This window comes from Cupriavidus sp. OV096 (assembly GCF_900115455.1).
Taxonomy (GTDB): Bacteria; Pseudomonadota; Gammaproteobacteria; order Burkholderiales; family Burkholderiaceae; genus Cupriavidus.
This window is the reverse complement of record NZ_FOWM01000001.1, coordinates 161,280-181,801: the sequence shown is the minus strand read 5'-3', so window position 1 is coordinate 181,801 and position 20,522 is coordinate 161,280. Positions and strand designations below refer to the sequence as shown.

The window sequence follows — 20,522 nt, the reverse complement described above, 5'->3', positions numbered from 1 at the left end:
ACCGTTGCCATTTGGTGTGCTTTTCAGCGTTTTTATCGTTGCGTTGTTTGGTGGCGTCCACTGTGCTGCGATGTGTGGCGGCATTGCGATGGCGGCCGAGCAGCGCGCGGCGGTGCGCGTGCCGGTGACGATCCATCGCTCGCCGCGCGGCTGGCTCGTGGAATTGCTGGCGATGCACGCCGGCCGCCTGACCACCTACGCGTTGCTGGGGGCGGTGGTGGGTGCCGTCGGCGCCACCGTATGGAAGCAGGACTATCTGCCTGTGCAGCGATGGCTCTATGGCGCAGGCGGAGCGATGCTGGTGATGTCGGGCTTCTGGCTGTTGCGTGGGCGCACCATGCGTGCGGCGCGCCTGGAGGCGTTCGCGGTGCGCATGGCCCAAGGGGTGGTGGGTCGCATGGGCGCGCTCGGTATCAGGCTGCCTGCCGGCCTGGCCCGGCATGCGCCGCTGCTGCGGCGCTTCGGTCTGGGACTCGCCTGGGGGATCGTGCCGTGCGGGATGGTCTATGGGGCACTCGCAATGGCGTTGCTGGCCGGCAATGCGGCGTCGGGCGCGCTGGTCCTGTTCGCCTTTGGGTTGGGAACGCTGCCAAACCTACTGGTGATTTCGGGGTTGTCGGGCTATGTGCGCCATGTGTCGCGCCGGCCGGCGGTCCGGACCGTGGCGGGCGTGCTGATCATCGGCTTCGGCATCGTGGGCGTGGCGCGGGCGGTCTGGCTCCCGGAGACGCTGGCTGCGCATGGGTTCTGCGTGGTGTTCTAGGACGATTCCGGGCGGCGGACAGGCCGCCCCGGTTCGTGCCATTCGCCACGCCGGGCGGCGGGCGGGTTGCGGAGGGGGGCGGGAATGCCATACAATCGCGAGAACCACGGTATCGCGCCACGTAATTCCCTGGCGTCGCCGGGCCGGCATCCCTGATCTGGGATGCGTGTCCATGGGTCCGAGGCAGCATTGGCTTGCCGGATCCGTCCCCACAGTGCATCCGGTTCAAAAGATCTGGTTTAAAAGCCGGTCGGCCTTGTGGAGTGGTGGTGCAGTCGCAGGACGAAGCTTGTCCGGGCCGATATCCGTTTTTTCTTGCCGCCTTGGCAATCTGATTGTCCTGGCGAATGTCCGCTCCAAGGGGAAGGGTTCCGCCTGCGAGGGTAAAGGCGAGAGCGCGACGCAAGAGGTTCGACTCCCGGCGAAGCCAGCCGGATGCGGACGATCTCCTGCCGGAACGACCCGGCAAATCGATGCAAAAGAACGAAGTGCACCGCTTGGCTGCCTGGGCTGCGACAGGCTGCGAGTTGGCTGCGCAATGAGATGGCGGTGGCATCGGTACCGCTGTATCCGAAATCTCCAGTGCTCCGGGATTCGTCCGGGAGCAGGTGCAAAGACAGGCTGCACACAATCACATGAATACCCAAGAGGCGAAGATCGTCCTCGAGACCGCGCTGATTTGTGCGCAGGAGCCCCTGCGCGTCAACGATCTCCGCCGTCTTTTCGCCGACGATGTCGGCGCCGACACCATCCGCGCCCTGTTGGACGAATTGCGACAGGACTGGCAGCAACGCGGTGTGGAACTCGTGGCCCTGGCCAGCGGTTGGCGTTTCCAGAGCCGGCCCGAGATGCGCGAGTTCCTCGACCGGCTCAACCCGGAAAAGCCGCCCAAGTATTCGCGCGCGGTGATGGAGACGCTGGCCATCATCGCCTATCGCCAGCCCGTGACGCGCGGCGATATCGAGGAAATTCGCGGCGTGACGGTCAGCACCGACGTGGTCAAGAAGCTCGAGGACCGCAGCTGGATCGAGGTGATCGGGCATCGCGACGTACCGGGCCGTCCCGCGCTCTATGCCACGACCAAGGCGTTTCTGGACGATCTGGGGCTGCGCACGCTGGATGAGCTGCCGCCGCTCGAGGATGCCCAGGCCCAGGTCCAGGCAGCCCTGCTGGACCAGCAGGCGATAGATTTTGAAGAAGTTGCCACGGCCAACCCGCCGGCTGGCGATGAAGAGACCTTTGCCGAGCCCCAGGCCGCCGAGACCGCTACCGATGCGGTGGAAGCGGAAGTCGTGGCCGCGGCGGAGAGCGACCATGCGGAGCCGGTGGAGACGGAAGCCCACGGCGCCGATACCGAACAGAACGACACGCCGCACCCGCAAGACAACAGCGTTGCGCAGTGGTCCGCCGATGGCGGGCATGACGACGACGCGCCGCTGGCCCACGCCAACGGTTTCCACGTGGACACAGCTGCTTCCTCCCCGGAAGCGGCCGACGATTCGGTCCGGGACGGCAACGCGCCGCATCCTGCTGAGGACGACGAACGCGTGTCCAACTGAATAACACGCAACATCGATAGTGAATACTTTGTCTGATTCCGCTGAGCAAGACGTCCGGCAACCGGACGCGCCGGGCGATACCGGCGCTGCGCCCGACGCGGGCAATGGCACCGACGGCGCGCCGCGCCGCAAGGGCCTGCGCCGTGGCCTGCGCAATCTGGTGGCGTCGCGCCGCCAGTCCGCACAGGACCGCGAGGGTGGCCGTGCCGAGGGCGATGCCGCCGCACCGGCGCAAGCCGACGCGCCGCAGCCCGACGCCGCCGCACCGGCCGGTCGCGAGCCGCGCGCCCGTGGCCGCCGCAAGCCGGCAGCCGATCGTGATGCCCGTGACGTCCGCGAACCGCGCGCCGAGGCGAGTGACGCCGACGGCCAGCCTGCGCAGCCACAGGGTGCCGGCGTGCGCAAGCGCCGCCAGCAGCCCCAGCGCAAGGCTGCGCTGGTCGATGGCGACAACAAGCCGGCAGCCCAGCAGCCGGGCCGGCGCGACAAGCGCGGCCAAGGCGGTCAGGGTGGCCAAGGCGGCCAGGGTCAGCGCAAGGGGCAGGCGGGCGCCGCAGGCGGCAAGCCTTCGGAAAAATTCGAGCAGCGCGCCGGTGACAAGCCGGCTCGCGGCGCGAAGGCCGGCAAGCCTGCTGGCGGTGCCGAGGACGTCTTCAAATTCGTGATCTCGGAACAATTCGATCAGGAAGAGATGGCGCTGCCGCGCACCAAGGCCAAGCCGGTGCGCGAACTGTCCGCCGACGATGACGCGCCCAAGCTGCACAAGGTGCTGGCCGAAGGCGGCCTCGGCTCACGCCGCGAAATGGAACAGCTGATCCTCGAGGGTCGTGTCTCGGTTAACGGTCTGCCGGCCCACATCGGCCAGCGGATCTTGCCGACCGACCAGGTGCGCGTGAACGGCAAGCTGATCCATCGCAAGGTGTCGAGCAAGCCACCGCGCGTGCTGCTGTATCACAAGCCGTCCGGCGAAATCGTGAGCCAGAGCGATCCGGAAGGCCGTCCGACCGTGTTCGACAGCCTGCCGCGCATCAAGGCCGGCAAGTGGGTGGCGGTGGGTCGTCTCGACTTCAATACCGAAGGCTTGCTGATCTTCACGACCTCGGGCGATATCGCCAACCGCTTCATGCACCCGCGCTACGGCGTGGAGCGCGAATACGCGGTGCGCACGCTGGGCGAGCTGGCCGAGGCCGACCGCCAGGCGCTGCTGCACGGTATCCAATTGGACGATGGCGAAGCGAACTTCCTGCGCATCGCTGATGGCGGTGGCGAAGGCGTGAACCAGTGGTATCACGTGGCGCTGACCGAAGGCCGTAATCGCGAGGTGCGCCGCATGTTCGAGGCCGTTGGCCTGACCGTGTCGCGCCTGATCCGTACGCGCTACGGCCAGTTCCTGCTGCCGCGCGGCCTCAAGCGTGGCCGCTGGCAAGAGCTGGACCCGACCGACGTGCGCGCGCTGATGGCCAATATCGGCCTGAAAGCGCCGGCGAAGGGCGAGCAGGGCGGCAAGGGTGCCACCAAGGTGGGCGGCCGCAAGGCGCGTACCGAGGCGGCCATTGCGGGCATGCCGATGCACACCGGCATGGACGGCCTGCCGCGCTACGAAAAGGGAGGCGCGCGCGGTAACGGCGGCGGTGCCGGCCGTGGTGGCCAGCCCGATCCGATGCAGACCTCGATGGGTTACATCCCGACCGGCCCGGCGCCGCTGACGTCGCATACCACCAAGTTCAGTGGTGGCGCGGCCGGCGGCCTGCGTGGCGGCGGTGCCGGTGGGCGCGGTGGCAATCGCGGCGGCCTTGGCGGCGGTGGTGGCCTGGGCGGCGGAGGCATGGGTGGCCAGCGCGGCCAGCAGCGTCGCGGCGGTGGTGGCGAGGCCAACGGCAATGTGATGCCGAAGGCAGCCAAGGGCGGCGGCAATGCCAGCGGCCCGCGTCGTCCGCGCGGTCGTGGCGGCAACCAGGGGGGTGGCGGTCACCGCTAACCCAGGCAGGCGGCATGCCGGCCGGGGCTCGCCCTGGCCGCACGCTGCCCGCGGATCCTGTCCGGCTTTTGCCTTTTGGACATAATCCGCGTATAATCCAAGTCTATTCAAAAGTGTCATCCTTAGCGAGGGTGGGCGAATGATGGGCATTGCGCCCATTTTTTTTTGGTTCGCCCGTTTTGTGCTTGTGGCCGCGACTGCGCCACGCCGGCGCCGGGGATGACGGGGCAGGCAAGGCAGCGGTTCGTTCCAGAACCTCGTTTCAGGACCTAGTTTCAGAACGGAAGTCGTTGTCCGGTGTCTGCCATGGTGTTGAAGGCCACTATTCGGGAATACAGTGCATCTGGCAGATTTGATCGAAACCACCCTTAACGGCATGGGCTACGAGTTGGTTGAGCTTGAGCGTGCCCCCGTCGGACTGCTGCGTGTCTATATCGATCAGCCTGAAACCGGCATCGTCATTGAGGATTGCGAGAAAGTAAGCCGCCAGCTTACCCATGTGCTTACGGTCGAAAATGTCGACTACGAGCGCCTCGAGGTGTCCTCGCCCGGTCTGGACCGGCCGCTGAAGAAGCTGGCCGATTACGTCCGTTTTGCCGGCGTCGAGGCCAGAATCACGCTGCGCCTCCCGGTGAATGGCCAGAAGAATTTCGTCGGCATCATCCAGGCACCCACTGGCGATGACGGAGCCGAGAAAATCGGCCTGGAATTCGAAGGACGCGACGGCCCGGCACTGCTGGAATTCGCCATATCCGACGTCGACAAGGCACGGCTCGTGCCAGTGATCGACTTCAAGGGAAATCAAAGAAAAGGGAACAAGCAATGAGCCGCGAAGTTCTGTTGCTCGTCGATGCGCTTGCGCGTGAAAAGAACGTCGACAAGGATGTGGTATTCGGTGCGCTCGAAGCAGCACTCGCTTCGGCCACCAAGAAACGCTTCGAGGAAGACGTGGATATCCGCGTCGCCATCGACCGCGAATCCGGTGAGCACGAAACGTTCCGCCGCTGGCTTGTCGTCCCCGACGAGCAGGGCCTGCAGGAGCCGGACAAGCAGATCCTGCTGTTCGAAGCCCGCGATCAGGATCCGGAGATCGAGCTCGAGGAGTTTGTCGAAGAGCAGATCGAGTCCGTGGAATTCGGCCGGATTGGCGCCCAGGCGGCCAAGCAGGTGATTTTGCAGCGGATCCGCGACGCCGAGCGCGAGCAGATCCTGAACGATTACCTGGATCGTGGCGAAAAGGTCATGACCGGCACGGTCAAGCGTGCCGACAAGAAGGGTCTGATCGTGGAGTCCGGCCGCGTGGAAGCGCTGCTGGCCCGCGACCAGATCATTCCGAAGGAAAATCTCCGTACCGGTGACCGCGTACGGGCGTATATCCTCAATGTGGATCGCGCCGCGCGCGGCCCGCAGATCGAACTGTCGCGTACGGCACCCGAGTTCCTGATCAAGCTGTTCGAGAACGAAGTGCCGGAGATGGAACAGGGCCTGCTCGAGATCAAGGCGGCCGCCCGCGACCCCGGCGTGCGCGCCAAGATCGCCGTGGTGGCCCATGACAAGCGCATCGACCCGATCGGCACTTGCGTGGGCGTGCGCGGTACCCGCGTGACGGCTGTGCGCAACGAGATCGGCGGCGAGGCCGTGGATATCGTGCTGTGGTCGGAAGACCCGGCGCAGTTCGTGATCGGCGCACTGGCGCCGGCGCAGGTGCAGTCCATCGTCGTGGACGAGGAAAAGCATTGCATGGATGTGGTGGTGGACGAGGAAAACCTCGCCGTCGCCATCGGCCGCAGCGGCCAGAACGTACGCCTGGCGTCCGAACTGACCGGCTGGCAGATCAACATCATGACGCAGGAAGAATCGGCGCAGAAGCAGGCCGAGGAAAGCGAAGTGGTACGCAAGCTGTTCATGGCCAAGCTGGACGTGGACGAGGAAGTGGCGGACATCCTGATTGAGGAAGGGTTCTCCACGCTGGAAGAAGTTGCCTACGTGCCCATCAGTGAAATGATGGAAATCGAGGCCTTCGATGAGGACACCGTCACTGAGCTGCGCAACCGCGCACGCGATGCGCTGCTGACGATGGAACTGGCCCGGGAAGAAAAGGTGGAAGAGGTGTCGCAGGATCTGCGCTCGCTCGACGGCCTGACCCCCGAGCTGATCGGCAAGCTGGCCGAAGGCAATATCCACACGCGTGACGACCTGGCCGAACTGGCTGTGGACGAACTGGTCGAGCTGGCCGGCGTGGCGGATGAGGAAGCCAAGGCGCTGATCATGAAAGCACGGGAACATTGGTTTAACTGAGGGACACGTACGGGGCAGGGGCCCCGGCGCTTTCCGCATACGATTTGTCCCGACGTAGAAACCGAGCATTGAAAGGGTTTGAATGGCAAGCACAACAGTTGCCCAACTGGCCGCAGAACTGAGCCGCAGCGCAGCTGCCCTGCTGGAACAATTGCAGGCAGCTGGGGTGGGCAAAGCGACGCCGGAAGACATCATCACCGAATCGGACAAGACCCGACTCCTTGATTATCTCAAGCGGTCGCACGGTCAGGCCGACGACAGCGCACGCAAAAAGATCACGCTGACCAAGCGCGAAACGTCCGAAATCCGTCAGGCCGATTCCACCGGCAAGACCCGTACCGTTCAGGTCGAGGTGCGCAAGAAGCGCGTCCTGATCAAGCGTGACGAGGTCGCCGGGGATGCACACGCCGATGGCGTGGACGCCGCGGAAGCGGCCGAGGCCGCCGCCGAACAGGCACGCCGCGAGGAAGAGGAAAGCCGTCAGCAGGCCGAGGCGCTCGCGCGCCAGGAAGCCGAACTGAAGGCACGCCAGGAAGCCGCCGAGCGCGAGGAAGCCGAGCGCCGTGCGCGCCAGGAAGCCCTCGAGGCCGAGCAGCGCCGCCAGACCGAACTTCTCGCCCGCAAGGCCGAGGAAGAGGCCGTGGCTGCCCAGGCGGTGAACAACGCCGTCGAGGACGCTGCCGTGCGCAAGAAGGCCGAGGACGACCAGGCCCGCGTGGCCGCCGAGCGCGTGCAGGTGCAGAAGGATGCGGATGACGCGAAGGCAGCGGCCGACAAGGCCCGTGCCGAGCAGGACGCCGCCCGCCGCCGCCGCGAGGCTGCCGAGGCCGAGGCCCGTGCGATCCAGCAGATGCTGAACGCCCCGGCCCGCGTGCTGAAGGCGCCGTCGGAACGCAAGGCCGAGGAAAAGAAGGCCGAGCAGACCGGTACGCTGCACAAGCCGGTGAAGCCGCCTGGCACGACGACCGAAGCCAAGAAGGACGACAAGAAACCGGCCACGACCACCACGGCCACGACCACCGTCGACAAGAAGACCGGCAAGCCGGTCAAGACCGGTACGTGGCAGGACGATAGCTCGCGCAAGAAGGGCAGCGGCCTGAAGACGCGCGGCGATACGTCGGGCGGTGTGGGTGGCTGGCGCGGTGGCCCGCGTGGCCGCGGCGGCAAGCAGCATGCCGACGATCGCAGCAACTTCCAGGCGCCGACCGAGCCGGTGGTGCGTGAAGTGCACGTGCCGGAAACCATCTCGGTGGCCGATCTGGCGCACAAGATGGCCGTGAAGGCGTCCGAGGTCATCAAGCAGATGATGAAGCTCGGCCAGATGGTCACGATCAACCAGGTGCTGGACCAGGAAACCGCCATGATCGTGGTGGAAGAAATGGGCCACAAGGCGTTCGCCGCCAAGCTGGACGATCCGGAAGCACTGCTGGTGGTGGATGGCGAAGACCATACCGACGCCGAACTGCTGCCGCGTCCGCCGGTGGTGACCGTGATGGGTCACGTCGACCACGGCAAGACCTCGCTGCTCGATTACATCCGCCGCACCAAGGTTGCCGCGGGCGAAGCCGGGGGCATTACGCAGCACATTGGCGCGTACCACGTCGAAACCGAACGTGGCGTGATCACCTTCCTGGACACCCCGGGTCACGAGGCCTTCACGGCCATGCGTGCCCGTGGCGCCAAGGCCACCGACATCGTGATCCTGGTGGTTGCGGCGGACGACGGCGTGATGCCGCAGACCAAGGAAGCGATTGCGCACGCCAAGGCTGCCGGCGTGCCCATCGTGGTGGCGATCAACAAGATCGACAAGCCCGAAGCCAACCCGGACCGCGTGAAGCAGGAACTGGTGGCCGAGCAGGTGTTGCCGGAAGAGTACGGCGGCGATTCGCCGTTCGTGCCGGTGTCCGCCAAGACCGGCCTGGGCATCGACGACCTGCTCGAGCAGGTGCTGCTGCAAGCCGAAGTGCTGGAGTTGACGGCACCGGTGGACGCCCCGGCCAAGGGTCTGGTGGTGGAAGCCCAGCTCGACAAGGGCAAGGGCCCGATCGCGACGATCCTGGTCAGCAGCGGCACGCTCAAGCGTGGCGACGTGGTGCTCGCAGGCAGTGCCTACGGCCGCGTGCGCGCCATGCTGGACGAAAACGGCAAGCCGACGAAGGAAGCTGGTCCGTCGATCCCGGTGGAAATCCAGGGTCTGTCGGAAGTGCCGGCCGCCGGCGAGGAAGTGCTGGTGCTCCCGGACGAGCGCAAGGCGCGTGAAATCGCCCTGTTCCGTCAGGGCAAGTTCCGCGACGTGAAGCTCGCCAAGCAGCAGGCCGCCAAGCTGGAAACGATGCTGGAGCAGATGAGCGAAGGCGAAGTGCAATCGCTGCCGCTGATCGTGAAGGCCGACGTGCAGGGTTCGCAGGAAGCACTGGTGCAGTCGCTGCAGAAGCTGTCGACCGAGGAAGTGCGCGTGCAGATCGTGCACGGCGGCGTGGGCGGCATCTCGGAGTCGGACGTCAACCTGGCTGTGGCCTCGAAGGCAGTCATCATCGGCTTCAACGTGCGGGCTGATTCCGGCGCGCGCAAGCTGGCCGAGCACAACGGCATCGACATCCGCTACTACAACATCATTTACGATGCGGTAGACGAGATCAAGGCGGCGATGTCCGGCATGCTGGCGCCGGAGAAGCGCGAGACCACGATCGGCCAGGTGGAAGTCCGCCAGGTCTTCCGTGTGCCGAAGATTGGCGCCGTGGCCGGCTGTATGGTCACCGACGGCATGGTCAAGCGCAACTCGCTGGTGCGCGTGCTGCGCAACAACGTGGTGGTGCACACCGGCGAACTGGACTCGCTCAAGCGGTTCAAGGACGACGTCAAGGAAGTCAAGCAAGGCTTCGAGTGCGGTTTGTCGATCAAGAACTTCAACGACGTTCAGGAAGGCGACCAACTCGAGGTGTACGAAATTACCGAAGTGGCGCGTACGCTGTAAGGCGATACGCAAGACGGCAGGCTCCGGCCTGCCGTTTTCACTTTGGGCATAAGACAGGTTTGAATGGCCAAGAAAGGCAATATCTCTTCCCGCAATCTGCGGCTTTCCGACCAGATCCAGAAGGAACTGGCCGAGATGATCCAGCGCGAACTGCGCGACCCGCGCCTGGGCCTGGTCACGCTGCAATCGGTGGCGCTGACGCCCGATTACGCGCACGCCAAGGTCTACTTCACGGTGCTGGGCGCCGAGCCTGAGGTGGCCGCCGGTATCCTGCGCGAGAAGGCCGGTTACCTGCACTCGCTGCTATTCAAGCGCCTGCACATCCACACCGTGCCGACGCTGCATTTCCATCACGACACCTCGGTGGAACATGCCATCGAAATGTCGAAGCTGATCAACGAAGCCAATTCGACGCGCGCCAAGGACGACGAGTAAGTCCGTCGCGCCGTTCCGCCTTTGTGACGCGCGCCGGACCCGCTCCGGCGCCGCGCTTCTCTCCCCGCCGCAATGACCGATTCCTCCGCAACCCGTCCGCCCCGGCTGCCGCGCCGCGACGTGCATGGCGTGCTGCTGCTCGACAAGCCATTGGGCCTGTCGTCCAACGACGCGCTGGTGCGCGCCAAGCGCATGCTGCGCGCCAACAAGGCTGGCCACACGGGCACGCTGGACCCGCTCGCCACCGGCCTGTTGCCGCTGTGTTTCGGCGAGGCGACCAAGTTCTCCCAGGATCTACTCGAGGCCGACAAGACCTATGAGGCCGTGGTGCGGCTCGGCGTGACGACGACCACCGGCGATGCCGAGGGCGAAGTCGTTGCCGAACGCCCGGTCACCTGCGACCGCGCCGCGCTGGATCTGGCGGTATTACGATTTACGGGCCCAATCGAACAGGTGCCGCCGATGTATTCGGCCCTGAAGAAGGACGGCAAGCCGCTATATGAATACGCGCGCGCCGGCCAGACCATCGAACGCGCGGCGCGGGCGGTGACGATCCATGCGATCGAACTGCTCGACGTGGCCCTCGACGCCAGTCCGCCGCAATTCACGATGCGCGTGCGCTGCAGCAAGGGCACCTACATCCGCACGCTGGGCGAGGACATTGGCGAAGCGCTCGGTTGCGGCGGCCACCTGACCGCCTTGCGCCGCACGGCCGTGGGCGACCTCACGCTCGATGGCGCGGTCACGCTGGAACAAATCGACCAGCAATCCGACGATATTCGCCCGACCATGCTCGCGCCCGTGGACGCCTTGCTGCAACGCTGCGTGCTCGTGCAGCTCGACGACGCCGCGATGGCGCGATTCCTCCAGGGCCAGCGCATCGCCCGGCGCGACCTGCCCGAGGGCACCGCGCTGGAAGAGGAAACCCTGGCGCGCGTGTACGGCGGCGAGCCGTCCCGCCTGCTGGGCGTGGCCCGGATGCGAGAGGGCGCACTGCGCCCGGAGCGGCTCGTAAAGATCTGAAATCTGGCCGGGCAGCGGCCAGCCAGTCCCCGACGGACGTGTTGTATATTCACGCGTGATGCCATAGGCATCGGCGCGGCCAGCGGGCAGGGCCGCAATAAAAACAACCACTTACGGGGCTGACGATGTCTTTCCGATCCTTCGGTGCCGCGCTGCGCGCGCCGCATGCTGGTCTGTCGTCGGCCCGGTCGTGGCTGGCGATTCTCTTTCTGTGTGGTGGGGCGTTGCTGTCGGGATGTGTCACCGATGAAGACGACGGGAAAGTCCAGGCACCGGCGGGGCTGAGCTACGCCATGACATCGGCGATCTACGTAGCCGGCCAGCCCATCGTGCCGAATCGACCCAGCGTCAGTGGCGACCCTGTGACGCGCTATTCCGTGGCACCGGTCTTGCCGGCCGGGCTGACGATCGACGCGGCCAGTGGGGTGATTGCCGGTACGCCCGCCTCGGTCAGCGCCGCCACTGTATACGTAGTGACCGCCGAGAACGCCGGCGGCAGCGCTACCGCCCGGGTGCAAATCGAGGTGCGCAATACCGGGGCGGCGCCTTCGGGGCTGACTTACTGGGAGTCGGCCGTCATCTACACCGTCGGCACAGCCATCACGGCCAATACGGCCACCAGCACCGGCGGCCCCATTTCCACATTCCGCATCGCGCCCGCACTGCCGGCCGGGATGGCATTCAATACCCAGACGGGCGCCATCACTGGCACGCCGACCGTCGTGTCGGCCGAGTCGAGCTATACCGTCACGGGCAACAACGGGGCGGGCGAGACCACCGCCACGCTGCGTATCGCCGTGCAGGCGGGCGTCGTGGCACCGGCCAGCCTGGCGTTCAGCACGCCCACGGCCCGCTACGTCGTGGCGGAAGCCATCGTACCCAATACCCCTGTGGTGACTGGCGGCGCGGTCATCGCCTATACGGTCAGCCCGCCCTTGCCGGTGGGCCTGAGCATGAACACGCAAACCGGCGTGATCTCCGGCACGCCAGCGGTCGTGCAGTCGCAGGCGGTCTACACGGTCACGGCCCGCAATGCTGGAGGCAGCACGCAGGGGCAGGTGCAGATCTCGATTGTGGCGCGAGGCAGCTAGGCTTCGGCTACGCCCCCGGCCCCTGACCGAGCGGCCCCGGGCCGAGGCTCCCATGACCTATCCTTGACCCACCAGCCACGAATCAGCGGTGGGAGCCATGCGTTGCCTGATTTTTTGCGCGGTGCAGTGCCTGCTGGCCGTGACGTGGACGCTCTACGCGGCCTTCCTGCCGCAACTCGCCGCGCAGGTCGGCATTGGCAAGGCGCAGGTCGCGTGGATCTTGTTGATGGATCAGGCGATCTTCGTCATCGCCGACAGTGCCATGGGCATCGCCGCCGACCGCATGGCCAACGCCATGCACCGTCTGGGCGTCTGGATCCTGGCGATTTCGGTCGTCTCCGGCGTCGCTTTCGTGCTGCTGCCGGCCGCCACGTCGCCGGCGCTGCTGGTGGGCCTGACCGCGCTCTGGGCCGCCAGCTCGTCCGCGCTGCGCGCACCGCCGATGGTCATCATCGCGCGTCGTCTTGAACGCTCCGCCACGCCGCTTCTGATTGCATGGTCGATACTGGGCATCGGGCTGGCCGGGGCGCTGGCCCCGATGCTGACGGCGGCGCTGCGCCAGTCGTCGCCCGTAGTGCCGTTCGTGCTGGCGAGCGCCGGCCTCGTGGTGGCAGTGGTCGCACTGCGCTGGATCGAGTTGCCGCCGCGCGAAGCTCCCCCGCCACGCCGCGCCCCGCCCGCGCCGATGCCGGCGCTCTGGCTGTTCTTCGCCGCGACGTGGCTGCTGGCGTTCGGCTTCCAGATCCACATCGCGATCAATTCCGGTCCCGCCTATCTCCGCTTTGCGCCCGCCACAGAGCTGGTGCGCTACATGCCGGCCTTCTGGGTGGGCTTCGTCCTTGGGGTGTTGCTGCCGCAGGCGCCTTTGCTGAAGCGCGTGCCGGCCGCCGTGCTGCTGCTGGCTGCAGCCCTGCTGGGGGCGCTCACGCTGGTCGGTTTCGCCACGGCCTCCACGCTCCCCGGCGTGTTGCTCGCGCAGGGCGTTGCGGGCGTGTTGTGGGCGATGGTCTTCGGCACGGTGGTCAATGCGGCGACCGATGCCGGCCATGTGGGGCGGGAAGGGCGCTTCGTCGGGCTGGTGTTCTCGCTCGCGGCGCTGGCGGCGTTGGCGCGCATCGCCATGCTGGCCGCCGGGGCCGCCGCGCCGCTGGCGGGCTGGTTGCCCTGGCTGCCGGTGTTCGCCTGGGGCTGCGCCGCCGTGTTGCTGGCCGCGTTTGCCTGGCAGGGCGGCACGCGGATGGTGCCGCCCGTTGGCGCCGCGTCGCCGCCGGAGCGGCGATAGCGGCGGGTGCGCTTTGTGACGCGCTCAGTGCGCGCCGGCCGCCTCGGCGCCGCCGCCGCCCTGGCTGCGCTTGGTCAGCCAGACAAAGCCGATCAGCACGAAGAACAGCACGCCCGAGATCCAGAAGATGTCGTTGGCACCCAGCATCGACGCCTGGAGCGAGATGTTCCGCTCCATCAGTCCGATGGCCTGCGTCTGCGTCATGCCCATCTGCATCAGATGGTTCAACTGCTCGGTGTAGGTGGCGCTGTAGGGGTTGATCTGCTCCACCAGTTGCGCGTGATGGAGCGCCGAGCGGTTTTCCCAGATCGTGGTCGAGATCGACGCCCCGATTGCCCCGAACGTAATCCGCACGAAGTTCGACAAGCCGGAGGCCGCCGGAATCTTCTCAGGCGGCTGGCCGGACAGGATGATCGACGTCAGCGGAATGAAGAACAGCGCCATCGCCGCGCCCTGGATAAGCGTGGGAATCATCAGCGTGCGCGTATCCACCCCGGTGGTGAAGCCGGCCCGCATGAAACTGACGATGCCGAACGTGATGAACGCGCCCGTCGCCACCCAGCGCGCGTCCACCTTGGGCAGGATGCGCCCGATGATCGGCGACAGGATGATCGCGAAAATGCCCACCGGCGCCATGACGATGCCCGCGTCCGTGGCGGTGTAGCCGACGATGGTCTGCAGCCACAGCGGCAGGATCACCAGGTTGCCGAAGAACAGCCCGTACGCGACCGAGATCGCCACCACGCCGGCGGCGAAGTTGCGCCCCTTGAACAGATGGATGTCCACCACCGGATGTTTCTCGTAGTTTTCCCAGATCAGAAAGAACAGGAAGCCCACCACGGCAATCACGGTCAGCGTCACGATCACGTTGGAATGGAACCAGTCGAGTTCCTTGCCCTTGTCGAGCATCAGCTGCATCGAGCCGACCCAGATCACCAGCAGCGCCAGCCCGATGCGGTCGATCGGCAGCGTCTTGGTGGGCGTTTCCCGCTCGCGATAGATCGCCCAGGTGGCGTAGGCGGCACCCAGACCAACCGGGATATTGATATAGAAGATCCACGGCCAGGTCATGTTGTCCGAGATCCAGCCGCCCAGCAGCGGCCCCATGATCGGCGCGACCAGCGTGGTCATGCCCCACAGCGCCAGCGCCATCGAACTCTTGGCTGGTGGATAGCTGGCCAGCAGCAGCGACTGGGAGAGCGGGATCATCGGCCCGGCCACAGCACCCTGGAGGATCCGGGCGGCCAGCAGCGTCTCAAGGTTCGGCGCCACGCCGCATAGCCACGATGAGACCACGAACAGCAGGATCGACAGCACGAACAGCCGCACCGCGCCGAAGCGCGTGGTCAGCCAGCCGGTCAGCGGCACCGAGATGGCGTTGGCCACCGCGAACGAGGTGATGACCCAGGTGCCCTGGTTGGGCGAGACGCCGAGATCGCCCGAGATGGCCGGGATCGACACATTGGCAATCGACGAGTCGAGCACGTTCATGAACGTGGCCAGCGACAGCGCGATCGTGCCGATCACGAGCTTGCCGCCGGTCAGCGGCGGTGGCGTGGCGGAGGGCGCCTTGGCCGGTGCCGGCGAAGCGCCCGCGCCCGGCGTGGCGGTGGTGGAATTAGCCATGAGCGGTCAGCCGTGCGGAATCAGGGAGTCAGACAATTACGTATTGGCCGGCTTGGCCACGGGAGCCGCGGCGCCCGCCTTGCCGGTCACGGCCGGTGCCGCCTGCGGCGCGGCCGAGGTGCGGCCGCCGTTGTTCAGCGAGATGATCTTGGCGATCAGTTCGTCGGCGTCCTGCGCCACCTTGTCGTAGACATCGGTCTGGAGCGGCTTGGCGGCGGAGGCGCTGAGCATCGCGCCGCCTTCTTCCTTGCGCACGTCGACGGTGACGTTCATCGACAGGCCCACGCGCAGCGGATGGTCCTTCAACTGCTGCGGATCCAGCGCGATACGCACCGGCAGGCGCTGCACCACCTTGATCCAGTTGCCCGTGGCGTTCTGTGCCGGCAGCAGCGAGAACGCGGAGCCCGTGCCGGCCGAGAAGCCCGCCACGTGACCCGTGTACTTGACCTTCGAGCCATAGACATCGGCCTCCAGCTCCACCGGCTGGCCGATCCGCATATGCGTGATCTGCACTTCCTTGAAGTTGGCATCCACCCACACTTGGTCTAGCGGCACCACGGCCATCAGCGGCGTGCCGGGGCTCACGCGCTGGCCCACCTGGACCGAGCGCTTGGCCACGTAGCCGGTGACCGGCGCGGGCATCGTCGAGCGGGCGAAGGCGAGGTAGGCCGAACGCAGGTTCGCGGCAGCGCGCTGCACATTGGGATGTTTCTCAACCGTAGTCTGGTCGGTCAGCACCTTGTTCGAAGCGAGTTGCTCCTGCGCGGCCAGCAGCGCCGATTCGGCGGCCTTCAGCCCGGTCTGCGCATGAGAAATTTCTTCGTTCGACACGGCACCCGAGCCGGCGATGGCCTGGCGGCGGCGCAGGTCGTCGCGCGCCTTGGCTACGTCGGCCTGGCGCATCGCCACGTTGGCGGACAGCGAGCCGTTGTTCACGTAGAGCGTGCGCACCTCGCGCACGGCCTGGGCGAGCTGGGCCTCGGCCTGTTCCATGGCCACCTGGGAGTCGGCGCGGTCGAGCTGGATCAGCGGCTGGCCGGCGGTAACGAGCTGCGTGTCGTCGGCAGTGATGGAGATCACCGTGCCACCCACCAGCGGCGTCACCTGCACCACATTGCCGGCGACGTAGGCATCGTCGGTATTCTCGAAATGGCGCGCGTAGACGCCCCAGTACAGGCCATAGCCAAGCCCGGCCACAACGACGGCGGCGGTCAGCGCCACCAGCAGGCGGCGGCGCTTGCCATTGTTGTCGGCGGCGGGGGTCGGGGTTTGCGGCGCGGCAGATTGCGGAGTGTTGCTCATGATGTCTGTCTTTTGCGTAGTCTTTGACGGATTGTCTGGTGTCGGCGGGCGAGCGCCCGGTCAGCCTTGGGCGGCGCGCGGCGCTTGCGCGGTATCCGGCGTCTCGCCCTGGTAGCCGCCGCCGAGGGCCTTCATCAGCCCCATCTGCAAATCGAGCCGCCGCGCCTGGAGGTCGGTGGCCAGCCGGCGCTGCTGGAGCACATTGCTCTCGGCGTTGAGCACGGTCAGCTGCGTGCCGAGACCGGCCTTGTAGCGCGTGGTGGCCAGCGCGTAGGCGTGCTCGGCCAGGTCCAGCGCCTCGCGCTGGGTCTTGATCTGGGTGTCCACGCTGCGAATGCTGGTCACGGTGTCGGCGGTTTCGCGCAGCGCGTCGACCAGCGTCTGGTTGTAGTTCGCCACGGCGATGTCGTATTGCGCGTTCTTGCCCTTGAGGTTGGCGCGCAGCCGGCCGCCTTCGAATACCGGCAGCCGCACCGAAGGACCGATGCCGAAGGTGCGGCTGATGCCCATCAGCAGGTTCGACGGATCGAGCGAGGCCACGCCGGCGAACGCGGTCAGCGTCACGTCGGGCAGGAACTCCTTCTTTGCCACGCTGATGTCCTTCGACGCCGCCTCCACGCGCCAGCGCGCCGCCACCACATCCGGGCGACGGCCGATGAGGCCGATGGTCAGGTCATCGGGCAGCAGCGGCGTGGCGTTGGCGAGCAGGGTGGGGCGGGCGATCTGCAGTCCACGATCCGGGCCCTTGCCCAGCAGCGCGGCGATCTGGTTGCGGGCGAGGGCGATTTCCTCTTCCACGCGTTGCAGGTCGGTCTGCGCGGCGGCCACGGTGCCGCGTGCCTGCGTGGTCTCGACCTGGGTATCGAGCCCGGCGGCCAGACGCTGGCGCGAGAGGTCGGTCAGGTCGCGACGCTGGGCGATGGCGCGCTCGGCCACATCGCGCTGCGCATACAGCGCGGCCAGCCGGTTGTAGTTGCGGGCGATGGAGGTGGTCAGGATCAGGCGCGCGGCCTGACTCTCGGCCTCCATGGCGCGGTCGTCGGAGAGCGCAGCTTCCAGCGCATCGCGGTTCTTGCCCCAGAAGTCGAGGTCCCACGACAGGCCCATCTGCAGCCGCGACTGGTTCTGCCAGGAGCCGGCCAGCGGCGTGCCTTCGAACAGGTCGGTTTCGGAGAACCGCTGGCGCACGATGCTGCCTTCGAAGTCCACGCTCGGATACAGCGCGCCGCGCGTGGCTTCGGCCAGTGCACGCGATGCCGCCACGCGGCCAATCGCGGCCTGCAGGCTCGGATTGTCCTTGACGGCCTCGTCGGCCAGCGCGCGGAGTTGCGCATCGTGGAACTGGTCGACCCAGTCCTGCGACGGCCACTGGCCGTGATCGTTGGTAAAGGTCTGCGGCGACGCCAGCGCCTGCGGCTCGGCCAGGTTTTGGGTGCTGTGCGAGTCACCCAACGCCGCGCAGCCGGCCAGCGCGGCCGCGGCCATGACCGTGAGGGCCAGGGCGCCCAGACGGCGCGATGCGGAGGAGATAACGGGTTGCATATCGATCTGACTTCTTATTTAGCCTGTCGCCAGGATGGTGGCGCCGGGTGATGAGAAAACGTGCAAAGGGCGGGGCAGGGGTGCGCTAGCCGCCATCGCGCTCAGTCCAGCAGGTGCCGACGGCCTGCCCGCCACCGTTGTCGATGACCCGATGCAGCATGCCGCGCAGTACGTCGATTTCCGCCTGGCTGAAGCCGACGAAATGGCGCCGCATCACGTTGCAGTAGACGGCAGGCAGTTGGGCGGCGATGGCCGTGCCCTCGGGCGTCAGCGACAGGTCCACCACGCGGCGATCGTCGTCGCGGCGCGTGCGCACGATAAGTCCCCGTTTCTCAAGCCGGCTCAACATGCGGGTGATCGATCCGGCATCGGTGTTCAGGCTGCGGCCGATGTCGGTGACGGTACTGGCGCCACCCATCGACAACATGATCAGGCAGCTCGCCTGGGCGTGCGTGATGTCCAGGCCATTCACTTCCTGCTCGATGCCGAGCGTTAGCAGGTTCTTGGCCCGGGCCAGCAGGTAACCAACGCTGGAGCCAAGCTCGTAGACGGCCGGATCGAAAAGATCCGGCTCGGCAGGCCCTGCGCCGGAAGTGGTCGTAAAAGTGGTGTTAGATTCACTCATTGTTTGTCGCCGCAATCTTTGCTGTGACAAATATATGCATGTGACGCACGATCCGCAAGAACGGAAATTCGTCATTGCAGAAACCGCAACGACGCCTAACATAGAAGGTCGATCCGCAGCAGAGCGTTTTGCGCCGCAGCATGCTAGAATGTCGGGTTAATTTTTCGAACGCTCCGCGTCAAGGGGACGCCGCAATGACCCGCGCCATCCGTAACATCGCCATCATCGCCCACGTCGATCATGGCAAGACCACCCTGGTCGACCAGCTCCTGCGCCAGGCAGGTACCTTCCGTGAAAACCAGCAAATGGTTGAACGCGTGATGGACTCGAACGACCTGGAAAAGGAACGCGGGATCACGATCCTCGCGAAGAACTGTGCCGTCGAGTACAACGGCACGCACATCAACATCGTGGACACCCCGGGCCACGCCGACTTCGGCGGTGAAGTGGAGCGCGTGCTGTCGATGGTCGACGGCGTGCTGCTGCTCGTCGATGCCGTGGAAGGCCCGATGCCGCAAACGCGTTTCGTGACGCGCAAGGCACTCGCGCTCGGCCTGAAGCCGATCGTCGTGATCAACAAGATCGACCGTCCGGGCGCACGCCCTGACTGGGTGATCAACCAGACCTTCGACCTGTTCGACAAGCTCGGCGCCAACGACGAGCAGCTCGACTTCCCGGTGATCTTCGCCTCGGGGCTGAACGGCTATGCCGGTCTGACCGAAGACGTGCGCGATGGTGACATGAAGCCGCTGTTCGAGACCGTGCTGACCAAGGTGCCGGTTCGTAACGACGACCCGGACGGTCCGCTGCAGATGCAGATCATCTCGCTCGACTACTCGAGCTACGTCGGCAAGATCGGCGTGGGCCGCATTTCGCGTGGCCGCGCCAAGTCGCTGCAGGACGTGGTGGTCAAGTTCGGCCCGGAAGGCAACCCGATCAAGGGTCGTATCAACCAGGTGCTGAAGTTCCGTGGCCTGGAGCGCGAAATCGTGCCCGAGGCGGAAGCCGGCGACATCGTGCTGATCAACGGTATTGAGGAACTGGGTATCGGCTGCACCGTGTGCGCGCCGGACGCCCAGGACGCCCTGCCGATGCTGAAGGTGGACGAGCCCACCCTGACCATGAACTTCTGCGTGAACACGTCGCCGCTGGCCGGCCGTGAAGGCAAGTTCGTGACCAGCCGCCAGTTGCGCGAACGCCTGGACCGCGAACTGAAGTCGAACGTGGCCCTGCGCGTGGCCGAGACCGGCGACGACACGATTTTCGAAGTGTCGGGCCGTGGCGAACTGCACTTGACCATCCTGCTGGAAAACATGCGCCGCGAAGGCTACGAGCTGGCCGTGTCGCGCCCGCGCGTGGTGTTCAAGGAAATCGATGGCGTGAAGCATGAGCCGTACGAACTGCTGACCGTGGATGTGGAAGACGGCCACCAGGGCAGCGTCATGGAAGAGCTGGGCCGCCGCAAGGGCGAACTGCTCGACATGGCATCGGACGGCAAGGGCCGTACCCGCCTGGAGTACCGTATTCCGGCGCGTGGCCTGATCGGCTTCCAGGGCGAGTTCCTGACGCTGACGCGCGGCACGGGCCTGATCAGCCACATTTTCGACGACTATGCACCGGTGCGCGAAGGCGGCCTGGGCGAGCGTCACAATGGCGTGCTGATCTCGCAGGACGACGGCGACGCCGTGGCGTACGCACTGTGGAAGCTGCAGGATCGCGGCCGCATGTTCGTGAAGCCGGGCGATGCGCTGTACGAAGGCATGATCATCGGCATCCATAGCCGGGACAACGACCTCGTCGTGAACCCGATCAAGGGCAAGCAACTGACCAACGTGCGCGCCTCGGGTACTGACGAAGCCGTGCGCCTGGTGCCGCCGATCCAGATGTCGCTTGAATACGCGGTGGAATTCATCGCCGATGACGAACTCGTGGAAATCACCCCCAAGAGCATTCGTCTGCGCAAGCGCCACCTGAAGGAGCACGAGCGTAAGCGTGCTTCGCGCGACACCGTGTAACACCGGTTT

The 20,522-nt window shown here is 66.1% G+C and carries 15 protein-coding genes; 11 read left to right on the top strand and 4 right to left on the bottom strand.

All coding sequences use genetic code 11. The annotated features are described in order from the left end of the window. Window positions 1–4: 4 nt before the first annotated feature. From BM115_RS00875 to BM115_RS00830, 10 genes are all read left to right on the top strand, one after another. A complete protein-coding gene (locus BM115_RS00875) occupies window positions 5–763 on the top strand; it encodes a sulfite exporter TauE/SafE family protein (RefSeq protein ID WP_092289600.1) in 759 nt (252 codons plus the stop codon). 635 nt (window positions 764–1,398) lie between these two features. Then, window positions 1,399–2,322, top strand: a complete 924-nt coding sequence (scpB, locus tag BM115_RS00870; RefSeq protein WP_092289599.1) for an SMC-Scp complex subunit ScpB — start codon at window positions 1,399–1,401, stop codon at window positions 2,320–2,322. Window positions 2,323–2,350: 28 nt separating this feature from the next. Beyond that, window positions 2,351–4,300: a 23S rRNA pseudouridine(2605) synthase RluB gene (rluB, locus tag BM115_RS00865; RefSeq protein WP_092289597.1), complete on the top strand. Its 1,950-nt coding sequence runs from the start codon at window positions 2,351–2,353 to the stop codon at window positions 4,298–4,300. Between the two features lie 337 nt (window positions 4,301–4,637). Continuing rightward, window positions 4,638–5,126, top strand: coding sequence for a ribosome maturation factor RimP (gene rimP / locus BM115_RS00860; protein ID WP_092289595.1), 489 nt, complete (start codon window positions 4,638–4,640; stop codon window positions 5,124–5,126). After that, on the top strand, window positions 5,123–6,598 hold the full coding sequence (nusA, locus tag BM115_RS00855) for a transcription termination factor NusA (protein ID WP_092289593.1): 1,476 nt from the start codon (window positions 5,123–5,125) through the stop codon (window positions 6,596–6,598). The genes rimP and nusA overlap by 4 nt, the downstream gene beginning before the upstream one ends. Window positions 6,599–6,680: 82 nt before the next feature. After that, window positions 6,681–9,572, top strand: coding sequence for a translation initiation factor IF-2 (gene infB / locus BM115_RS00850; protein ID WP_092289591.1), 2,892 nt, complete (start codon window positions 6,681–6,683; stop codon window positions 9,570–9,572). Window positions 9,573–9,635: 63 nt separating this feature from the next. Next, a complete protein-coding gene (rbfA, locus tag BM115_RS00845; RefSeq protein ID WP_092289589.1) occupies window positions 9,636–10,007 on the top strand; it encodes a 30S ribosome-binding factor RbfA in 372 nt (123 codons plus the stop codon). 72 nt (window positions 10,008–10,079) lie between these two features. Beyond that, window positions 10,080–11,030: a tRNA pseudouridine(55) synthase TruB gene (gene truB, locus BM115_RS00840; RefSeq protein ID WP_092289587.1), complete on the top strand. Its 951-nt coding sequence runs from the start codon at window positions 10,080–10,082 to the stop codon at window positions 11,028–11,030. 125 nt (window positions 11,031–11,155) lie between these two features. Continuing rightward, window positions 11,156–12,121 carry an Ig domain-containing protein gene (locus BM115_RS00835; RefSeq protein ID WP_092289585.1) on the top strand — a complete coding sequence of 322 codons (966 nt, stop codon included), beginning with the start codon at window positions 11,156–11,158 and terminating at the stop codon, window positions 12,119–12,121. A gap of 97 nt (window positions 12,122–12,218) precedes the next feature. Next, window positions 12,219–13,403 (top strand): MFS transporter, encoded by a 1,185-nt coding sequence (locus tag BM115_RS00830; RefSeq protein WP_092289583.1) that lies wholly within the window; start codon window positions 12,219–12,221, stop codon window positions 13,401–13,403. A gap of 24 nt (window positions 13,404–13,427) precedes the next feature. Here BM115_RS00830 and BM115_RS00825 read toward each other — a convergent pair whose 3' ends face one another. From BM115_RS00825 to BM115_RS00810, 4 genes are all read right to left on the bottom strand, one after another. Continuing rightward, entirely contained in the window at window positions 13,428–15,029 is a 1,602-nt protein-coding gene (locus BM115_RS00825; protein ID WP_092289581.1) for a DHA2 family efflux MFS transporter permease subunit, read from the bottom strand. A 36-nt stretch (window positions 15,030–15,065) separates the two neighbouring features. Further along, window positions 15,066–16,331, bottom strand: coding sequence for an HlyD/EmrA/EmrK family protein (locus BM115_RS00820; RefSeq protein ID WP_092289579.1), 1,266 nt, complete (start codon window positions 16,329–16,331; stop codon window positions 15,066–15,068). A 60-nt stretch (window positions 16,332–16,391) separates the two neighbouring features. Further along, window positions 16,392–17,873 carry an efflux transporter outer membrane subunit gene (locus BM115_RS00815; protein WP_143093839.1) on the bottom strand — a complete coding sequence of 494 codons (1,482 nt, stop codon included), beginning with the start codon at window positions 17,871–17,873 and terminating at the stop codon, window positions 16,392–16,394. A gap of 85 nt (window positions 17,874–17,958) precedes the next feature. Then, complete coding sequence (locus BM115_RS00810; protein WP_092289577.1) at window positions 17,959–18,498, bottom strand: MarR family winged helix-turn-helix transcriptional regulator; 540 nt, start codon at window positions 18,496–18,498, stop codon at window positions 17,959–17,961. Between the two features lie 194 nt (window positions 18,499–18,692). Between BM115_RS00810 and typA the strand changes: the two genes are divergently transcribed. Further along, complete coding sequence (gene typA / locus BM115_RS00805) at window positions 18,693–20,513, top strand: translational GTPase TypA (protein WP_092289575.1); 1,821 nt, start codon at window positions 18,693–18,695, stop codon at window positions 20,511–20,513. Window positions 20,514–20,522: the final 9 nt, after the last annotated feature.